This window comes from Psychromonas arctica DSM 14288, assembly GCF_000482725.1.
In the GTDB taxonomy this organism is placed as follows: Bacteria; Pseudomonadota; Gammaproteobacteria; order Enterobacterales; family Psychromonadaceae; genus Psychromonas; species Psychromonas arctica.
In genome coordinates, this window is the sequence record NZ_KI519482.1 from 120,796 (window position 1) to 139,748 (window position 18,953).

An 18,953-nucleotide genomic window follows, 5' to 3' on the forward strand; every position below is an offset into this window, starting at 1 on the left:
CATCTTCCACATTGAGAAAAAAGCTAACAATGACTGTAAGTGTTTTTTTGCTTTTTAAATATAAAATTTTCAAACAATTAAAAATTTCAATTCTTTCCTGCACCATCTTCATTAAAATGATCATCTAGTAATCTTAATTGTGAAAATATAATTTCTGCATTGTTTTCAACTGTGTTAATGAACTGTTTACGACTTTAAATACTCATTATTAATTATTTAATTTATTTTTGTGTGATTATTTTATTGCCTTAATATTAAAGTTAAGTAATATATAAATGCTTTTAAATCATCAACTTTCCCTGCTTTTCTTGGTTAAAGTGATGTTTTATAAGATCATCAATATTGGGCTTATAATAACTCCATAGCCTGACCTAAATAGACAGGAGTTAATTAAAAAGGATTTACCTGTGAAAGATATATTTTTCTTTGATTCAATGCTAACACCTAAAATAATTACATTTATATATTGGCTACTTTTATTGTCAGCAGTCATCACTGGTGTTATCACTATGTTTAGTGGTTACTCAGGTTTAACATTTTTTACTTTTCTAATGGGGATGCTATATATGGTTGGCGGGGCTGTTGGCGCACGAATTTGGTGTGAATTACTGATTGTCTTATTTAAAATTCACGAAAACTTACAGAAAATTGCTAATAAGTAAGCAAAACCAGTAACAGATCTAAATAGGTGTCGCTTATCGACACCTTTAAACGTCCTTCTTTGTTTCGTTAAATTATTAAATGCAGAATACTATTTACTTGAGCTTAATTGAGTAAGAATATTTTAGCCTGGTTAAACCTAATTAGCATTTTTAACATTGAACCATATATAATCAACGTGCTATTTTGTCCTCTAGAGTGTTTTTTTGTTGCTTTAGACCTTTTAATTCAGTCGCTTAATTTTTTTAAATATCTATTTCCGATTTATATTAAATGACTTTTCAGTGTGAAATTTAGAAAGTAGGCCTAATGTAATTGCACTTATTCGTTATGCTTTTTTAATTATTTCGCTTTAGGTATCTCCTTTTAGTTAATCCTTCTAGTCAGTTAATTTACTTGTGTAAGGTATTTAATGATAAAAAAATCTATTTATTCAATTGCTTTCGTCAGTATTATTATTGTCGTCATACTGGCGACGATCGCTACTCAGCAGCTTTATAGTTCGAAAGTGGGCACGTTAGATATTTCACTTAAAGAGATATCTGGTATTGAATATGATAAAAATGGCAATTTGTGGGGGATTAATGACGGGGATAATACTGCGCAATTACATCAAATAGAAAAAGATGGCAGCGTCAGTCGAAGTATTACTATTACTAATGCTAAAAATCTAGATTGGGAAGATATGACTCAAGATGATTTTGGCCATTTTTTTATTGGCGATTTTGGTAACAATGACAATATACGAAAATGGTTTACTATTTATAAAATTGAAAGCCCTATTGATATTAAAGGCACTGAGACTGAAGCTGAAATCATTAAGTTTACCTTTCCAAAACAATTACATTACCCCCCTAAAGCCTCAGAGAAAAACTTTGATTTTGAAGCCTTTGTCTTTTACAAAAAACATCTTTATATGTTTTCAAAAAATCGCACTAAACCTTTCGATGGTGATACAAATTTATATCGGATAGGGGACCATGCCGATAACTATGAAGCCGAATTTATTAGTAACTTTAATACTTGCACGACTTTAGAGGAGCTTTGCTGGATAACGTCCGCTGCATTGAGCCCTGATAGAACTAAGTTAATTTTATTGGATTCAGAGCGGTTGTGGTTATTTGAAAATTGGCAAGGTGATGACTTTTTCTCAGGTGATGCCTATAAAATAAATTTAGGAATCGTTACTCAAAAAGAAGCGGTTACATTTTTTGATAATAATACGGTTATTTTTACTGATGAAGAATTCAATGGAATAGGGCGCAACTATTACATGATTCAACTCGATAACGTTAAGAAAGAGAAAATAATTAAAACTGACGCAATTGAAAGCGATGGGAAAAATGAGCCTGTAAAAGATGAATCTGTAAAAATAGAAGAGTGAGTTGAGTAATAAATTACAGCCCTAAATCATCTAGTGTGACCACTATTTTTCCGAACTGCATTCTCACAAAAGTATCATGGCTGTTTTTTCTCATGGATAAAGGGCTTAATAGAGGATAATTTATTAATACTGTTGGTTTATTCGACAGTTAACCTTTTTTAAGGCTCAATTATTTTACACTCGAATTATTTTACTATATTATTCATTTCGTTCTGCGGAGGGGTGGCAGAGCGGCTGAATGCACTGGTCTTGAAAACCAGCGAGGGTTAATAGCTCTCCGAGAGTTCAAATCTCTCCTCCTCCGCCACATTTAAGAAGGCTTCTCATATGAGAAGCCTTTTTTCGTTACAGATTAAAATCAAACGAGGTAGCTATGATTAATTTATTTATTGGTGGCGTACGAAGTGGTAAAAGTGATGCCGCTGAAAACCTCCTCAATAAGATAATCACGCAACAACCCTCATTAAAACCTGCTTACATCGCCACCAGTGTTGCCTTTGGTGAAGAAACTATTTCACGGATTAAGAAACACCAACAAAGCCGTCAATCTCGTTTTACACAATCAATCGCAACTTATGAATTAGACTATCAGAAAACTGATTTATTAGATGTGTTAACTGAACTTAATTCCTCAGAACATGTGGTCTTGATTGAATGTCTATCAACGTGGGTAGGGTGGTATTTATCGGCTGATAGTACATTGCAACAAAACCTGAATAATTTTGAACAGCAACAATTAAAATTATTAGCATTTTTAGAGACAGCTAAATGCAGCATTATTATTGTCACTGGTGAAGTTGGCTGTGGTTTAATCGGTGCTACAACTTTACAAAGACGTTATGCGGATAAATTGGGAGAGCTTAACCAACAAGTTGCAGCCTCATCAGATCATGTTTATTTATTAACGGCAGGTATCACCCAAACACTTAAATAATTGAAAAAGGTTCATTCAATAATCGATTTAGCTTTTTTTTAAAATAAAATTAACTTTTTTTAACTTTTCCCTTTAAATCTTAGTATTGCTCCCCATATAATTAATTAACCAGAATGGGGAAACCCAAAAATTCATAATATTAAGAGAAAAAATATGTCTGATTATACTACTCAAGAGCAACAAGCAAGTTACGGTATTGGTTTACAAATGGGCGAGCAACTTGCTTCAAATCCTTTTGAAGGCCTAGAAATTTCAGCAGTTTCTGCTGGTATTGCTGATGCTTTTGCTGGCGCAGAAAGTAAAGTTTCTCAAGAAGATCTACAAGCAGCTTTCCAAGTGATTTCTGCACGTATGCAAGCAGCAGCGGCAGAGCAAGCTAAAGTATTAGGCGCAGCTGGCGAAGCATTCCTAGCTGAAAACGCAAAGAAAGAAGGTGTTGTAGTAACTGAATCTGGTCTTCAATATGAAGTTATTGCAGAAGGCGAAGGCGAGAAAGCTACTGCAGACTCTACAGTAAGCGTTCATTACCACGGTTCTTTAATCGACGGTACAGTATTTGACAGTTCAGTTGAACGTGGTCAACCTGCTGAATTCCCAGTTGGTGGCGTAATCGCTGGTTGGACTGAAGCACTACAGTTAATGTCTCCTGGTGGCAAAATGAAACTAGCTATCCCTGCCGATTTAGCATACGGCGAACGTGGCGCAGGTGCTGCAATCGGTCCGCATGCAACATTAGTATTTGAAGTTGAATTATTAGCAATTAAATAATTAATTCATCGATAGTATTATTCTACTAGCATGCTCTGCTAGCTGAATCAGAAAAGCCCTTATCGGTTATCCGCTAAGGGTTTTTTTATAGGAGAATTTTATACTTTGGGCATCATACCAATCATACTAATTAGCGGATCTATTTTACTTGTTAAAATAACTTATTGCTTCGTTGTAACTTTCGTAAAGGGAACAACCATTTAGCTTAATTTACGCCTTGAACTTAGTATATGAACAATATTGAACAGGGAAAATGAGTTGTTCTTTATCGAAATGGCATAATTTAATTGGGGAACGATCAAAGTACTTATAACATTGTACCTAGTTAAATATTTCTGTTTTTCTAATCACTAAACGCTGCTTTTTATATACTTATGCCGATAGAAAAACTTAAATTCTTATACCGCTAGAAAAAAATTTACATTAATACGTCCGTTAATTGCTGCAAGTTAACATGCTTGAAATTGATTAAGTTTAGTGATTGTCCATCACCAACTCATCCATTATTTTGTGTTTACTTTAGGTTAGTGACTGTTAATACCCGCCGCTAAAATAATCAAGCAATTGTGGTAAAAATTCATAGCCTGTTATGCAGAGCAGCCAGAACCACGCACTCAAACTTAAGCGCTGTGCTGCCAATGATAGTGTCTCTAAATCAGGTGTGCTGTTTTGAGCGTTATTATGACCTAGTTTAGTAAATGTAATTTTATCTGTTTCATAGATCCTTACCCCGCCTAATTGCGTTTGAATACTAAGTGCAAAACTACTAAGTAACAACCCAGAGGAGAAGTGATGCCAATCTGAGCTTTGTTTAAACTTAGTGACGATTCCGGTTAATGGTCTATCGTAGAGAGGAAACGTAAAACTTAATAATAGATGTACGGGCATCTGTAATAATGTGGTGATAACAGAAGGTATTTGCCCAAGTACTTTGAATTGAGCTAATTTACAATTCCATTGCTGAGCGCATATTGTGAGTAATTGGTAAAATAATGCGCCGTAAATACCGCTTGCTAAGTACCAAAAAATAACACCAAACCAACCATTAGCAAGACGTAATACCAAAGATTCAATCATCGCTTTGTAAACGCCTAATAGCGAAAGCGGTTTGGTATCACGTAAAGTAAGTTGCGCTAGTAATAACTTTGCTCTAGCTAAGTTATTACTTTGTAAATTTTGACTAATGCTTTGATAAATTTGTATTTTATCATGCCAAGATAACAGCACATAGATCACAACAAAGTCGATAATAAAAGGTTTATAAACCACTAAATATAGCTGACTTATGATCAATACAATGGGGAAAAAAATGATAGAAAATGCCAATAAACTCGCTAAGCGCTTATACCCATCATTGCGTTCCGGTAGATTCACTTTCTTACCTATCTCTTGAAAAATAAGTGAAAAAGCCGAAAGTGGATTAAGGTCGGTAGGCAGTGAAAAGAAAAACGAACACAGCGCAGCAAAAATAAAGCTGAAGTAAATGCTGTGTTGTTCAAATAGCGCTAAAGCGGTTTCCATTAATTCAATCTATCTACAATGGCTTCTACTAATGTAGAGGCGTTTTTAGCGGCAACGGGTAAAAACTCTTCAAAAGATAATTCTGATTTTTTACCTGCTATGTCAGACAATGAACGGATGATTACAAAAGGTACTGAGAATTGGAAACAAACCTGTGCAATCGCAGCGGCTTCCATTTCACAAGCGGCCATTGTAGGGAAATTAGTACGGGCAATCTCAGCTTTGGTCGGGTCGGCCATAAAAATATCACCGGTACAAATTAACCCTTTAATAATATTCAAACCAGGTAACGTGTTCGCGGCTTGTTCTGCTACATCAATTAATGCTGGTGTTGCTTCAAAAGCGGCAGGTAATTGTGCCATTTGTCCGATTTCGTAACCAAAAGCCGTTAAGTCTACATCATGAAAACGTACTTCTGTTGAAATGACGATGTCGCCTACATTTAAAGCAGGATCAAAACCACCTGCTGAGCCTGTATTAATGACAGTATCTGGCGAAAATTTCTCTAATAATAAAGTAGTGGCTACCGCTGCGGCTACTTTACCAATCCCTGATTTTGTTAAAATAACTTGTTTGCCGTTAAGGTCACCTTGGTAAAATTCACAACCAGCGACTTTTGTGGTGATTACGTTACTCATCACAGATTTTAGGATGCTAACTTCTTCATCCATTGCCCCAATAATGCCTATTTTCATATGATTTTCTCTTTGTTATCTTAATAAAAAGGTAATGCTAACATATTGTTTGCTATATCTTCACTCTAAGGTTTTTTTGTGGCGACGAACTGTGTAAAATCTCGCATAATTATTTATATTATCAGCAGTAAACTAGCAAACTAGGAAAAAGTAAATGAATGCCTTACTCGAAGATTTAAAAGCGCGTGGCCTAATTGCCCAAACAACCGCAGACGAAGAACTACATGAACATCTATCCAGTGCGAGTCGTACTTTGTATTGTGGCTTTGATCCTACTGCTGATAGTTTACACATTGGTAGCTTAGTGCCTCTATTAATCCTTAAACGTTTCCAGCAAGCAGGGCACAAACCGTTAGCTTTAGTAGGTGGTGCAACCGGTTTAATAGGTGACCCAAGCTTTAAAGCGGCAGAGCGTAAATTAAACAGTGACGAGATTGTTGGTAACTGGGTTGATTCAATTAAAAAGCAAGTCAGTGCTTTTATTGAATTTGGTGAGCAAGAGAATGCGGCTGAAGTCGTTAACAATCTAGATTGGATTGGTAAAATGGATAGCATCTCGTTTTTACGTGATGTGGGTAAACACTTTAGTGTTAATGCGATGATCCAAAAAGAATCTGTAAAGCAACGTATTGACCGTGAAGGTGCAGGTATTTCATTTACTGAATTCAGCTACATGTTATTACAATCTTATGATTTTGCAGCATTGAATAAAGAAAAAGCCTGTACCTTACAAATAGGTGGTTCTGACCAATGGGGTAATATTACCGGCGGTATCGACTTAACTCGTCGTATGAATCAAGAAAAAGTGTTTGGTATTACTATGCCATTAGTGACTAAAGCAGACGGCACTAAGTTCGGTAAGACTGAGTCTGGTACTATTTGGTTAGACCCAACTAAAACGTCTCCATATGCATTTTTCCAATTCTGGATCACCACCCTAGATGCTGATGTTTACAAATTTTTACGCTACTTTACTTTCTTATCGATTGAAGAGATTGCAGCAATAGAAGAGACAGATAAAACAATCAAAGGTCGTCCACAGGGCCAAGCTATTTTAGCGCGTGAAGTAACACGTTTAGTGCATGGTGAAGAAGGCTTAGCATCGGCTGAGCGTATTACCGAAGCATTATTTTCTGGGAACTTAAGCAGTTTAAGCGAGTCTGATTTAGCGCAATTAGCGCAGGATGGACTACCAGCAACTGAAGTGACAACAGACAGTGCTTCTATTGTTGAATTATTAACAAGTTGTGAATTAGCGGCATCGAATAAAATGGCCCGCGAATTTGTTAATAATGGTGCTGTAATGGTTAATGGTGACAAAGTCACCGATACAGAAGCAACTATTGAAAAAATAGATGCTTTATTTGCTCGTTACACATTAATAAAACGTGGTAAGCGTTTATTTAACTTATTTATCTGGAAATAAAAGTGAATAATATGAACTTTAAAAGCGATTCAAAAAAGAATATTAAACAGGCTTTTGTGAAAATATCAATCGGCTCATTAGTTAGTGCATTTTCTTTATCAGCGATCGCAGCTGATAATACTGACACTTGGGTTGATATGAGTGACCCGACCGCGGTTTACTCCAATGCGAGTATTGGTGGTGGTAATGAAGGTATTGATTTATCAGCTACATACGGAGGTTATTTAAGTGGTGTTTATAAACACAGCTTTACCGTTGCAGCCAAACAAGATTTTGATTTTTATGAAGTGAATTATCTGTTGTTAAATTCTGCCTCTAAATCAGGTGTTACTTTTGATAGCACATGGGATAAAGATATTCGTATAGACCATACAAATTATGATGATGTGAATGATACCTCTGCCGGCGTGTTTGCTAAACTTGGTTACTTAAATAATCGTTTAAATTTTTATCCTAAAATAAGTGTGGGTTTTATGTGGGCAAACCACATGCAAGACACCACCTATGTAAAATTTGATGCGACAACCCGTTATAGCTTTGACCGCCGTTTTTGGGTTGGTATTACACCTACTTATGCGCACGGCATGAAGGGCGTTAATTTTAACCAGTGGACTGCAACTATTGATGCCGGTGCACAATTGTCTGATACATTTGGTGTTAGTTTAAGTGCTAATGATGATGAAGAGTTTACCGCTAACGTTACTTTTGCTTTTTAAAAACTAAACCATAAGTTATAAATTAGTTAAACAGTATCTTAAATGATAAGGTACTGTGTAATTTACTGGTTAATTTAATGAGTAGATTGCTTATAAAAAGCCTGAATTATTTTCAGGTTTTTTTTTGCTTTTTTCTAAGCTCAATCATAGCAGATAGCATCACTATTTATCATGATAGCGCCACTACCTTCATGTTTAACGTCTTATTCCTTTTACAATAATCAATGTTTATGTCTCTAAAGAGCCACCTTAATTTGCCTCAAAATTTTTCTTTTCCAGTTCACCTGCGCATTTAACGGTATCGGTGATTGATATTTAATCAATGTACCTTCAGGTGATTTACACAAATAAGAATGATTACTATTATTTATGTAAATAGTAATGATAGTTATTATTGATTATGGTATTTTATTATTTTATACTGCGCGACATTAACAAAAATGACGAAGTTGGGGTTATTCACCTCATCTTTTAACCTGATATTTGGATATTATCAATGAAATTTTTTCGTAATTTATTTTTTTCTTCTTTTATCGCAGTGATCGCTGCTAACTCGTTTGCTTCAGCAAGCGATATTTCAATTAGTTCACAAAAAGACGCCGATGGTTTTAGCGTTGAGTTGAATGATCCCCGTTATACCAAATTAAAAACTTACCTTGTTGAAATGAAAGATGGTGACTTAATTCCTGCTGAATTAGTGGTGCCAGAAAAAACAAGATTTCGTATCGTAATTCGTAATATCGGTAATAAGCCGGCTGAATTTGAAAGTAATCAGTTACGTCAAGAAAAAGTCTTGTTTATGAAAGCAGAAACAAGCGTAGTTATCATTCCTTTAGATATTGGTACTTATGATTATTTTGACGACTTTGCACCAACAACGCTGGGTAAAATTATAGTAAAAGGTAAGGAATAAAAAATGGGCCAGACTATATTTGTCGTATGCAGAGAGAGCATTGAAGCGCTCTTAGTAATTGGAATTCTGTATGCTTGGATGAATGATAGGCAGGATGCCAAAACAGGAAAAAGATGGTTGTTTGCCGGAATAGTAGCTGGATTCGGGCTAGCAACATTGCTCACATTAACGTTGATTGGTGTGACAGATATTTTAGGTGGCGAAGCACGTACTTGGTTTGAAATTGGAATGTTGACCTTTGCGAGTGCGTTAATTGTCCAGATGGTTATGTGGATGCGCGTTCACGGTCGCACGTTAAAGCAAGAAATTGAAAGTGGATTAGAAACAAACTTGAGCGGTGAAAAGAATTGGTGGGGTGTGTTCTTCCTAGCGATGATCGCAGTGGGGCGTGAAGGCTCTGAAACAGTGATGTTCCTTTATGGTTCTCTTTTACAGCTAGATTCTTTTGCCTCTTATATGAGTTTCTTCATGGCGGCGTCTATTGGCTTGGCATTGGCGATGATTTTGTTTTATGCCTTGCAACTAGGCGGACGCTTTATTTCATGGAAGTGGTTCTTCAGAGTGACTGAAATTATGTTGCTTTTCTTAGGCTCAGCTTTGTTTTTAGCGGCTTCAGAAAAACTATTAAGTGGTCCTTTAGGCGCAACTGAATTGCCGGCGTGGATGTATAGCAACATGTGGGATATGACCAGTGTGTTAAGTGATAGCTCAGTATTAGGTAATTTATTGGCTTCATTATTTGCTTATCGCTCACAACCTATTGGTTGGGATCTGATGATCTTAAGTACTTTTTGGGTGGCCGTATTACTGTTACTTAAATGGCAGTCTCGTGAAAAGAATAAACCCATTACACAAAACGTCGTTAACGCAGTTAGCAACAATTAATTAAATTGCAGGAAGCAAAAAATAAAAAGTTTTCTTAATTTATTAATCTAAAACTTATAATTTTTAATGTATCTAGGAGTATCAAAGTGAAAAGAACAATTTTAAGTACTATTATCGCTGGCGCTGTATTAGCTTTTTCTGTACCAAGCCAAGCAGCTGTTTCACAAAGTGATAAATTAGCGACGTTATCGACTTATGCAAGCATTGCATCTGTTAACTATTCAGACGCGGTTAAAGATGCAAAAGCACTACAAGTTGCGATCAGCAATTTTGCAAAAAAACCAACTAAAGCCTCGTTACAAGCTGCCAAAGATGCTTGGTTAGTTTCTCGCGAAAGCTACGGTACGACTGAAATATTCCGCCTTTCAAATGGTCCTATCGATGCAGAAAGTGGTTGGGTAGCTGAAACTTACGGTGGTGTTGAAGGCGAGCTAAATTCTTGGCCTTTAGATGAAAACATGATCGATTACACCATTGATGCAAACAACAAACGCACAAGCGGTAATATTATCGATACTAAAGGTACGTTTACACCGGGTGGTGAAGACGTGACTGCTGTTGATGTGACAACACTAACAGCATCAGTATTAGGTGAACTAAATACAAATGGTGGCGATGCAAATGTTGCTGCTGGTTACCATGCGATTGAATTTATGCTTTGGGGTCAAGACCAAGATTATAACAATATGATCGAAGATTCTGTCACTAACGGTGCGATGACGGCTGGTCAACGTCCACTTACTGATTTTACAACGGATAAGTTTGCTAAGCGTCGTCTTGATTACTTAAATGCGGTTGCTGAAAAAATGGTTGATGATCTATCTGTTGTATCGGGTGCTTGGGCTGATAACGTAAGTGGCGATAAAGGTCTATACCGTGCCGCTTTATTAGACAAGTTAACGGGTGACCAAAAATCTAAAAACATCGAAACAGCGACGTCACTAAAACAAATTTTTGCAGGTGTGGGTGTCTTCTCTAAATCAGAGCTAGCTAACGAACGTATTGCTGTTGCAGTATTAACGCCAAGTGAAGAAGATGAGCATTCATGTTTCTCTGATAATACACATCGTGATATTGCATTGAACTATCAAGGTATTAAAAACGTATTATTAGGTGAATACAAAGGCAAGAAAGTAGGTCCTGCTTTTATCGATAACGTATCTGATGAAGAGCAAGCTGAAATTGCTGAATTAATGGCTGATATCGAAACGCGTATTGCTACCATCAACAGATTAGCAACCACGACGATGCACTTTGATTACCAAATTCGTCCAGAAAACGAAGAAAGTGTACAAAATATTGTCACGCTCAAAAACCAATTACGTCGTTTAGGTGACCAAATGGTCATTGTTTCTAAAGCATACGGTATTTCACTAACAACAAATGATGTTACAGACGCTGAAGAAACACAACTCTAAAGCGGAATTACTGTAGTGATACAGTCAGCTGATCATTAAAAACGCCACTAACCGGATTCGGTTAGTGGCGTTTGTCATTCCAACGATACCTTGAATGACAACGAACATAAATAATGTATATAGATAACAAACAAAGATAGGTGTAATTCATTTTGAAAGTGATTGATGAAAAGTGCTTTATGAAAAGTAAAAGCAGTAAGGTTGCGAAGTATTTTCTCCGGAGTATTTTTTTGTTTCTGGCCTCTAGTCATTTTGTGTATAGCGAAACGAACGTCAGTGCTAACAATACTACGGACAAGACGACTAATAAGACGACAAGTAATATCAATGCAGATGAATTTACTCATGCGGGTGACAGTAAACCTTTTTCTCATCCGATTAAGATGAATGATAGCGAATTTGATCAGTATATTCTTGGCCGTTCCTTTTTCACTATTCCATGGGTAGAAGCACCCAGTGCCACAACGGCACGAGATGGATTAGGCCCTCATTTTAGTTCGAACACTTGTGTCAGTTGCCACAATGATAACGGCAGTGCGCCAACCATCAGCGACAAAAACCAACCATTACGTAGTTTAGTGTTTAAGTTAACACAGCCGAGTAAACATTCATTACGTTGGTTAGTGAATAATCTTGATACGCCAATGCACGATAGTGTGCCTGATCCCGTTTACGGTGCCCAAGTGTCAATCAGAGGCAACGGCAAGGTAAAACCAGAAGCACAAACAAGATTAAAGACTGAATCTCATTCTTTTACCTATCCTGATGGTCAATCACTTACGTTAACTCGTTTTATTCCTTATTTGGAAAAATTAGCCTACGGACCGTTAGCGAAAGACACCGTAATTGCACTAAGACAACCGCCTACATTAGCGGGTTTAAGATTAATAGAACAAGTTTCAAATGAACAAATACTTGCATGGGAAGACCCACTTGATAAGAACAAAGACGGTATTAGTGGTCGTGCAAACTGGTTAAACGCACCCGATCAAGCTGAAAAAATATTAGGGCGTATGAATTGGAAAGCCAGTGCACCTAATATTGTTGGGCAAACTGCCAATGCCGCTGCGCATGATTTGGGTCTAACCAATCCTTTTTTCCCTGAAGAACTTTGCCAACCAGCACAAGCTGACTGCATTGCTGCACCTCGAGGCGATCAAACAAGATTAGGTAGTTTAGATTTACCTATGTTGCGTTTACAAGCCATTGCTTCTTTTATTCGTGACCATAAAGCACCTCAATCTATTGCGTTAGATACCACCGCACGTCAAGGAAAAGCATTATTTGAAGAAGTCGGTTGTGGCGGTTGCCATCGCTCAACATTAACGACGACTAAAGGAGTTGAATTTCACCCTTATTCTGATTTACTCTTGCACGATATGGGTGAGGCACTACAAGATGGACGGCCAGAGTTTCTCGCAACTGAACGAGAATTTCGTACTGCGCCTTTATGGGGAGTAGGGGCACGTGTTCGCGCACAACATCGTTTTTTACATGATGCACGAGCGAAAACACCGGAAGAAGCGATTCTTTGGCACGGTGGAGAAGCTGAAACAGCTAAATCAACATTTATTAAATTAGACCAAACTGAGCGTTTGGCCTTGTTACACTTTCTGGAGCAAATATGAAAATTTTTACCCCCCTGTCATTGGTTTGTTTACTGAGCGTACCTGCTCTAAGTTATGCAGACCAGAATAATACAGTGGTGAAAGACCCTTATGCTTCTATTTATGACAACGTTATTCAACACAATGCGAATAACGCAGTGCAATATTGTGCAGATTTACAAACGTCTTTAGAAAGCAAATCAAGTGATGTGCGCCACCAAGCATTTGTGCAACTGGCTGAAGGCTGGGGACGAGTCCAAGCAAGTTACATTCTTGGTGACTATGATATGAATGCCATGGATTACCCGTTGATGATTGATTACTTCCACAGCGGCAATGAAGATATCCATGAAAGTATTGAACGTTTAATAGGGCGTGATTCAAAACCCTCGACCGCCTTGTATAAAAACTCTTATAAAACCATGGGCGCTATAGACTCGGTAATGTTCAGCGGTGAATGGTCGGAACGCAGAAAAGAGTTTGCTGAAGTAATGGTTGCCAACGTGTGTAAACGATTTACACAAATTAGTGAGGGCTATAAAGCCAATCGTGATGCGTTTCTTTTTGATGTCGACAAAGGGTTGTCATTAGTGGTAAATGCTGAGATTGAGCATATTTATAAAACACGAGATTGGCGTATTGCACAAGTGAGTGGGTTAACTAAAGCCAATCTTGGTGAAACTAAACCTGAGCATCAACAATACCCATACAGTGAAGCATCTTGGGCATTTATCGGTGGAATTTTAGAAACTAACAAGCAACTTTTAGGTGAAGATCAACAACCGAATGTAGCGACTATTGCTTATGAAAAGCACGGTAAAGAAGGTATTCATGCTGTGCAAGTGGCGTTAGCGTCTTCATTGGAAGCTTATAAAAATACACCTGTTGATCATAACTTTAATTTAAATGACATGATCCCAATATTTCAGGGATTGTTAGATGTTCAAAAAGCCTTTTACAGACACTTAGTGAGTCAAATTGGCGTATCGGCGAATTTAATTGATGCAGATGGCGATTGATACACCCTTAGCGTTATTCATGAATGGCAGTAGCCGCATATTCTGGGGTTACCTTATTGTTAGTACTGTCATCGCAATTGGTTGGTATGTCTTTAAAGTGGGGGCAATTTCAGCACCCACGTTAAAGGCTTATTGGTTTAATGCTGACTCAAAATTAGATTACCGTTATTTTGTATTCAATTGGATATTCAAGGCACTGTTTATTGTGCCTGTTCTGTTGTCAGCGAACACCGTTGCCCTATGGACATTGAATTGGTTGAATTCGGTATCGGAGCCTTTATTTTTATCTTGGTATTATCGCGATATTATGGTGGCGTATACCCTAAGTTTATTCGTGCTCGGTGATGTTAGCCGCTATTGGTTGCATCGCTGGCTGCATACCAATCGTTGGTTATGGAAGTTTCATCAGGTACATCATAGTGCTGAATCATTGAATCCATTGACCTTTTATCGTTTGCATCCGGTAGAAATTATGCTGTATGCATTACGTAATGCATTGGTTGCTGGTGTGGTGACGGGGATCTTTGTTTTTTGTTTTGGCGCACGGCTTAATCTTTATTCGGTATTAGGTGGGAATGCCTTTGTTGTCATTCTATTTTCTTTTACTGGTAACTTGAGACACAGCCATATTCGTCTGAGTTATGGGCGTTGGTTAGAACGTTTATTAATATCGCCAGCACAACATCAAGTTCACCATCAACAGAAAAACATACACAAAAACTTAGGCAGTGTATTCGCTCTTTGGGACTGGGTATTTGGAACATTAAGGTTATCAAAAGACGTGCCTATAGACCAAAAATTTGGTTTGGGATGTGGTAAAAGGGAAAAATTTGATGGCATTATAAAAATTATTATTCAGCCATTTTTTGATATTTACAGAAGTATTAGACGGAATTGAAATGAAAAAAATATTTTATTGTTTATTAGTATTAATCACTTGCACAAACGTAGCTAACGCTGCAGAGCAAATGACCGAAGCACAATTAGGGCAGATCTTGTTTCTTGACCCTAATTTTTCTGTTAACCGCACTATGTCATGCGCGACTTGCCATGATCCTTCAAACAGTTTTAGTGACCAACGTGAAAACGTAGGTCTTGCTATGGTTTCATTAGGTGATGATAGTAAATCTCTCGGTACACGAAATACGCCCATGGCAGCCTATTCAAGTACCTCTCCGTCGTTTCATTTTGATCAGGTGTTAAAAGAATATGTTGGAGGACAATTTTTAGATGGTCGTGCCAATACCTTAGCAGATCAAGCCATGGGGCCACCATTAAACCCAGTAGAAATGGGCTTGCCTAATGCCAAAACATTAGTTGAACGTGTTAAAGAAAATCCATTTTATGTGTCTACGTTTAAACGTTTATACGGTGACAACGTCTTTGATCCTTCATCTACAGAGGCTGTATTGCCAGCTTTTCAAGGCTTTGCTAATGCATTACAAGCATTTGAAAATACAGAACAGTTTGCGACTTACGATAGTAAATATGATCGCTTTTTAAAAGGTGAATATGATCTAACGGTATTAGAAGATCTAGGTCGGACCTTGTTTTTCTCAAATAATAACGTTAACTGTAATAGTTGCCATATGTTAAAAACCGAAGATAGCCCTAAAGAGCCGTTTACTAATCATCAGTATCGTAATATAGGTGTGCCTTCTAATGCTCAATTAATTGCATTAGGCCATATCCAAGAGGACTTTATTGACCACGGTTTATTAGAGAACCCAGCGGTTGATGACTTAAAGTATGATGGTAAGTTTAAAAATCCGTCGTTACGTAATGTCGCAGTAACAGCACCTTACATGCATAATGGTGTGTTTAAAGAGTTGCGAACGGTGATGGAGTTCTATGACCATTATAATAACGTTGAACGGTCTATTAATCCTGAAACAGGTAAACCTTGGCGAGCGCCAGAAGTACCTTCTACAGTAGACAAAGAAGATCTTAGCGCACATGCATTAACTGATCGTAAAATCGATGCCTTGGTGGCTTTCATGAAAATATTAACTGATAAACGTTACGAGCATTTATTGATGCTTGATAATAACTCGAAATAAAAAATTCTTACTACTTACTGATACCAAAGCTGCTACATTAATACCTATGAATGTAGCACCTTTGGTAAATCAAAGTTATATCTCCTCCTTGAAGTAATATTGCTTATATAACAAGGCATCAATAAATCTCATTCATTAAGACTGTCATTGTTAAAACCACACACATGTATTTGAAATACTGATAAGTTAAATCTAAAATATTACCGGCTGACTCGTTTTGCTTATTTGAATCTAAGTTTCGAGTAGAGCTTAATAAAAATACTTAGTATCAATATTTGATTCACTTCAAATTCCACCAATACGTCGAATTATTTTACATTTTATTCTAAATGCTTATTTTGCATTATCTTATTGATTTTATATGTGTATTTTTTGTTTTCCCGTATTATTAACTAAACATTGCCATTTTTTAGTTGTTTTGAAACTTATTTCGTCGATTTAATTTACATTTAATTTAATGGTTTTTTAATTTTAAATGAAATAAGTATTAAATCAGTCGCTTATGAAGTGGCATGGTTTGTGCTTTTATCTCTTTATGGGTAGATTTTTACCTGTTTAATTTAAAAAGGAATGTGTTAATGAGAAAAATAATCTCAATTTTGGTGCCATTATTATTTTCTGTAGCTGCGCAAGCAACAGTGATTAGTACTAATAGTATTGGTTATGCAGGATTTTCAAAGAATGATAATTTAATAATAAGCTCTGCTCATGGGGACAGTAAGAAAAACGTTGCTAACTTTACAGCTATCGATAAGAGTGCTTTTAATAGTCTTACTACGGGCAGTGCAAAATCAGGATCTGCTTATCAAAATACCGTAGCAGTTGATGCAGGTTCAACTTTTTCGTTTGATTGGAAATGGTGGAGTGATGAGGTTTCAAATATTCGGTATAACGATTTTGCATTTGTTAACTTGAGCTTAGGTAGTCTAGATTGGCTTGCTGATACGTCGACCCCAGATTATACAACAGGCAACTTTGCTTGGACAGCAGCAGAATCTGGTTGGTTAACTTATACCATTGGTGTATTTAATGTTGGTGATACTTTTAAAAATTCAACATTAATAGTGAAAAATATATCTGTTTCAAATCCTGCATCTGTACCAAGCCCTGCTTCATTAGGTATATTGGCTGTTGCATTAGTTGGATTGATTGCTAGCCGCCGTAGAAAACAGGTATAATTACAACTGTTAGTAACTTGCGTGATAACTGATATACAAAAAAACCATTCAATATTGAATGGTTTTTTTATGTTTGCAGTTTATCTTAACTAATGCGTTTGTATTTTATTCGATGTGGTTCAACCGCCGCCGCACCAAAAGTTTTCTTCAACCACGCTTCATAATCACTGTAGTTACCTTCATAGAAGTTTACTTTACCTTCATCGCGGTAATCAATGATGTGCGTTGCAATACGGTCTAAGAACCAACGGTCATGCGAAATCACCATGGCACAACCTGCAAAGCCAAGTAGGGCATCTTCAAGTGCACGTAATGTTTCTATATCTAAATCATTGGTTGGTTCATCGAGTAACAATAAGTTACCGCCAGACTTAAGCAGTTTAGCCAAATGTAAACGTCCGCGTTCACCACCTGATAAATCACCTACGATTTTAGATTGGTCTGACCCTTTAAAGTTAAAGCGACCTAAATAAGCACGACTTGGTATTTCAATATTACCCACTTGGATAATATCGCTACCACCAGAGACTTCTTCAAATACGCTGAGTTTATCATCCATGTGGTCACGGAACTGATCAACACTGGCCATTTGCACTGATTCACCAATGATTATTTCACCAGAGTCTGGTTTTTCAGTGCCATCTAACATTTTAAATAATGTAGATTTACCTGCACCATTGGCACCGATAATACCGACGATCGCCCCTTTAGGTATGCTGAAACTCAAATCATCAATTAACACTCGGCCATCAAATGATTTAGTTAAGTTATTAACATCAATTACTTGATCACCTAAACGTTGGCCTGTTGGAATAAATAGCTCATTGGTTTCATTACGTTTTTGGAAGTCTTGATTATTAAGTTCTTCAAAACGAGATAAACGTGCTTTGCTTTTAGACTGACGTCCTTTCGCGTTTGAACGAACCCATTCCAGTTCTTGTTCAATTTGGCGTTGGCGTGCTTTCTCTTGTCCTGCTTCTTGCTTTAAACGCTCATCTTTTTGCTCTAACCAAGACGAGTAATTACCTTCCCATGGAATACCGTAACCACGGTCTAATTCCAAGATCCAACCTGCTACATTATCTAGGAAGTAACGGTCATGGGTAATCGCCACAACAGTTCCTTCATAATCATGTAAGAAGCGTTCTAACCAAGCAACAGATTCCGCATCCAAGTGGTTGGTTGGTTCGTCTAGTAATAACATGTCTGGTTTTTCAAGTAACAAACGACATAACGCAACACGTCGACGTTCACCACCAGACAGTACTTTTATCGGTTGATCCCAAGCTGGTAAACGTAGCGCATCGGCAGCACGTTCTAATTGATTATCAAGATTATGTCCGTCATGTGCTTGAATAATATCTTCAAGTTGACCTTGGCGTTTAGCCAACGCATCAAAATCTGCATCTTCTTCTGCGTATGCAGCATAAACCGCATCTAACTCTGTTAACGCAGATTTAACTTCAAAAACTGCTTCTTCGACGACTTCACGGACATTTTTTTCAAGATCTAATGTTGGCTCTTGTGCAAGATAACCAATTTTAGTACCGGTTAATGCGCGTGCTTCACCATCAAATTCTTGGTCGATACCGGCCATGATGCGTAACAGGGTCGATTTACCTGAACCATTCAGACCTAAAACACCGATTTTAGCGCCAGGGAAAAAGCTTAATGAGATATCTTTTAAAATAGTGCGCTTAGGTGGCACTATTTTAGAAACGCGAGACATAGAATAAATGAACTTATCAGGCAATGGTTGAGCCATGGTG

At 37.1% G+C, this 18,953-nt stretch carries 17 protein-coding genes and 1 tRNA gene; 15 read left to right on the forward strand and 3 right to left on the reverse strand.

Annotation, left to right across the window (positions count from 1 at the left end; translation table 11 throughout):
• Window positions 1–407: 407 nt before the first annotated feature.
• From H592_RS0118210 to bamJ, 5 genes are all read left to right on the forward strand, one after another.
• Window positions 408–662 carry a DUF4282 domain-containing protein gene (locus H592_RS0118210; RefSeq protein WP_028870041.1) on the forward strand — a complete coding sequence of 85 codons (255 nt, stop codon included), beginning with the start codon at window positions 408–410 and terminating at the stop codon, window positions 660–662.
• 410 nt (window positions 663–1,072) lie between these two features.
• A complete protein-coding gene (locus H592_RS22765) occupies window positions 1,073–2,044 on the forward strand; it encodes an SdiA-regulated/phytase-like domain-containing protein (RefSeq protein WP_037072142.1) in 972 nt (323 codons plus the stop codon).
• 216 nt (window positions 2,045–2,260) lie between these two features.
• Window positions 2,261–2,351 (forward strand) — tRNA-Ser (locus H592_RS0118220).
• A gap of 66 nt (window positions 2,352–2,417) precedes the next feature.
• Window positions 2,418–2,978, forward strand: coding sequence for a bifunctional adenosylcobinamide kinase/adenosylcobinamide-phosphate guanylyltransferase (locus tag H592_RS0118225; RefSeq protein WP_028870042.1), 561 nt, complete (start codon window positions 2,418–2,420; stop codon window positions 2,976–2,978).
• A 153-nt stretch (window positions 2,979–3,131) separates the two neighbouring features.
• Window positions 3,132–3,746 carry a BamJ family beta-barrel-assembly machinery protein gene (gene bamJ / locus H592_RS0118230; RefSeq protein ID WP_028870043.1) on the forward strand — a complete coding sequence of 205 codons (615 nt, stop codon included), beginning with the start codon at window positions 3,132–3,134 and terminating at the stop codon, window positions 3,744–3,746.
• Window positions 3,747–4,280: 534 nt separating this feature from the next.
• Here the strand turns inward: bamJ and H592_RS0118235 are convergent.
• Together H592_RS0118235 and mtnN are read right to left on the reverse strand one after the other, a co-directional pair.
• Window positions 4,281–5,267, reverse strand: a complete 987-nt coding sequence (locus H592_RS0118235) for a cobalamin biosynthesis protein (RefSeq protein ID WP_028870044.1) — start codon at window positions 5,265–5,267, stop codon at window positions 4,281–4,283.
• The gene (mtnN, locus tag H592_RS0118240) at window positions 5,267–5,962 is read right to left on the reverse strand and encodes a 5'-methylthioadenosine/S-adenosylhomocysteine nucleosidase (protein WP_028870045.1); all 696 of its coding nucleotides are present in this window, start codon (window positions 5,960–5,962) and stop codon (window positions 5,267–5,269) included. Before mtnN ends, H592_RS0118235 begins: the two co-directional genes overlap by 1 nt.
• Window positions 5,963–6,116: 154 nt before the next feature.
• Between mtnN and tyrS the strand changes: the two genes are divergently transcribed.
• The 10 genes from tyrS (at window position 6,117) to H592_RS0118290 (ending at window position 17,184) form a co-directional block, all read left to right on the forward strand.
• The gene (gene tyrS, locus H592_RS0118245) at window positions 6,117–7,388 is read left to right on the forward strand and encodes a tyrosine--tRNA ligase (protein ID WP_028870046.1); all 1,272 of its coding nucleotides are present in this window, start codon (window positions 6,117–6,119) and stop codon (window positions 7,386–7,388) included.
• Between the two features lie 11 nt (window positions 7,389–7,399).
• The gene (locus H592_RS0118250) at window positions 7,400–8,104 is read left to right on the forward strand and encodes a hypothetical protein (protein ID WP_051369255.1); all 705 of its coding nucleotides are present in this window, start codon (window positions 7,400–7,402) and stop codon (window positions 8,102–8,104) included.
• 496 nt (window positions 8,105–8,600) lie between these two features.
• Window positions 8,601–9,017 carry a cupredoxin domain-containing protein gene (locus H592_RS0118255; protein WP_084296328.1) on the forward strand — a complete coding sequence of 139 codons (417 nt, stop codon included), beginning with the start codon at window positions 8,601–8,603 and terminating at the stop codon, window positions 9,015–9,017.
• A gap of 3 nt (window positions 9,018–9,020) precedes the next feature.
• A complete protein-coding gene (locus H592_RS0118260; RefSeq protein ID WP_028870049.1) occupies window positions 9,021–9,902 on the forward strand; it encodes an FTR1 family iron permease in 882 nt (293 codons plus the stop codon).
• Between the two features lie 86 nt (window positions 9,903–9,988).
• Window positions 9,989–11,320 carry an imelysin family protein gene (locus H592_RS0118265; RefSeq protein ID WP_211235689.1) on the forward strand — a complete coding sequence of 444 codons (1,332 nt, stop codon included), beginning with the start codon at window positions 9,989–9,991 and terminating at the stop codon, window positions 11,318–11,320.
• A 179-nt stretch (window positions 11,321–11,499) separates the two neighbouring features.
• Entirely contained in the window at window positions 11,500–12,948 is a 1,449-nt protein-coding gene (locus tag H592_RS22770; RefSeq protein WP_156916156.1) for a di-heme oxidoredictase family protein, read from the forward strand.
• Window positions 12,945–13,946 (forward strand): hypothetical protein, encoded by a 1,002-nt coding sequence (locus H592_RS0118275; protein ID WP_028870051.1) that lies wholly within the window; start codon window positions 12,945–12,947, stop codon window positions 13,944–13,946. Before H592_RS22770 ends, H592_RS0118275 begins: the two co-directional genes overlap by 4 nt.
• Window positions 13,936–14,844 (forward strand): sterol desaturase family protein, encoded by a 909-nt coding sequence (locus H592_RS0118280; RefSeq protein ID WP_028870052.1) that lies wholly within the window; start codon window positions 13,936–13,938, stop codon window positions 14,842–14,844. Before H592_RS0118275 ends, H592_RS0118280 begins: the two co-directional genes overlap by 11 nt.
• A gap of 1 nt (window position 14,845) precedes the next feature.
• A complete protein-coding gene (locus H592_RS0118285) occupies window positions 14,846–16,006 on the forward strand; it encodes a cytochrome-c peroxidase (RefSeq protein ID WP_037072145.1) in 1,161 nt (386 codons plus the stop codon).
• A gap of 578 nt (window positions 16,007–16,584) precedes the next feature.
• On the forward strand, window positions 16,585–17,184 hold the full coding sequence (locus H592_RS0118290) for a PEP-CTERM sorting domain-containing protein (protein WP_028870054.1): 600 nt from the start codon (window positions 16,585–16,587) through the stop codon (window positions 17,182–17,184).
• A gap of 85 nt (window positions 17,185–17,269) precedes the next feature.
• Here H592_RS0118290 and ettA read toward each other — a convergent pair whose 3' ends face one another.
• Window positions 17,270–18,949: an energy-dependent translational throttle protein EttA gene (ettA, locus tag H592_RS0118295; protein ID WP_028870055.1), complete on the reverse strand. Its 1,680-nt coding sequence runs from the start codon at window positions 18,947–18,949 to the stop codon at window positions 17,270–17,272.
• Window positions 18,950–18,953: the final 4 nt, after the last annotated feature.

Excerpts from the sequence above, each read along its gene's own strand:
- H592_RS22765 (WP_037072142.1), top strand. The coding sequence starts at position 1,073 with ATGATAAAAAAATCTATTTATTCAATTGCTTTCGTCAGTATTATTATT.
- H592_RS0118225 (WP_028870042.1), top strand. The coding sequence starts at position 2,418 with ATGATTAATTTATTTATTGGTGGCGTACGAAGTGGTAAAAGTGATGCC.
- bamJ (WP_028870043.1), top strand. The coding sequence starts at position 3,132 with ATGTCTGATTATACTACTCAAGAGCAACAAGCAAGTTACGGTATTGGT.
- H592_RS0118235 (WP_028870044.1), bottom strand. The coding sequence starts at position 5,267 with ATGGAAACCGCTTTAGCGCTATTTGAACAACACAGCATTTACTTCAGC.
- mtnN (WP_028870045.1), bottom strand. The coding sequence starts at position 5,962 with ATGAAAATAGGCATTATTGGGGCAATGGATGAAGAAGTTAGCATCCTA.
- tyrS (WP_028870046.1), top strand. The coding sequence starts at position 6,117 with ATGAATGCCTTACTCGAAGATTTAAAAGCGCGTGGCCTAATTGCCCAA.
- H592_RS0118250 (WP_051369255.1), top strand. The coding sequence starts at position 7,400 with ATGAACTTTAAAAGCGATTCAAAAAAGAATATTAAACAGGCTTTTGTG.
- H592_RS0118255 (WP_084296328.1), top strand. The coding sequence starts at position 8,601 with ATGAAATTTTTTCGTAATTTATTTTTTTCTTCTTTTATCGCAGTGATC.
- H592_RS0118260 (WP_028870049.1), top strand. The coding sequence starts at position 9,021 with ATGGGCCAGACTATATTTGTCGTATGCAGAGAGAGCATTGAAGCGCTC.
- H592_RS22770 (WP_156916156.1), top strand. The coding sequence starts at position 11,500 with ATGAAAAGTAAAAGCAGTAAGGTTGCGAAGTATTTTCTCCGGAGTATT.
- H592_RS0118275 (WP_028870051.1), top strand. The coding sequence starts at position 12,945 with ATGAAAATTTTTACCCCCCTGTCATTGGTTTGTTTACTGAGCGTACCT.
- H592_RS0118280 (WP_028870052.1), top strand. The coding sequence starts at position 13,936 with ATGGCGATTGATACACCCTTAGCGTTATTCATGAATGGCAGTAGCCGC.
- H592_RS0118285 (WP_037072145.1), top strand. The coding sequence starts at position 14,846 with ATGAAAAAAATATTTTATTGTTTATTAGTATTAATCACTTGCACAAAC.
- H592_RS0118290 (WP_028870054.1), top strand. The coding sequence starts at position 16,585 with ATGAGAAAAATAATCTCAATTTTGGTGCCATTATTATTTTCTGTAGCT.
- ettA (WP_028870055.1), bottom strand. The coding sequence starts at position 18,949 with ATGGCTCAACCATTGCCTGATAAGTTCATTTATTCTATGTCTCGCGTT.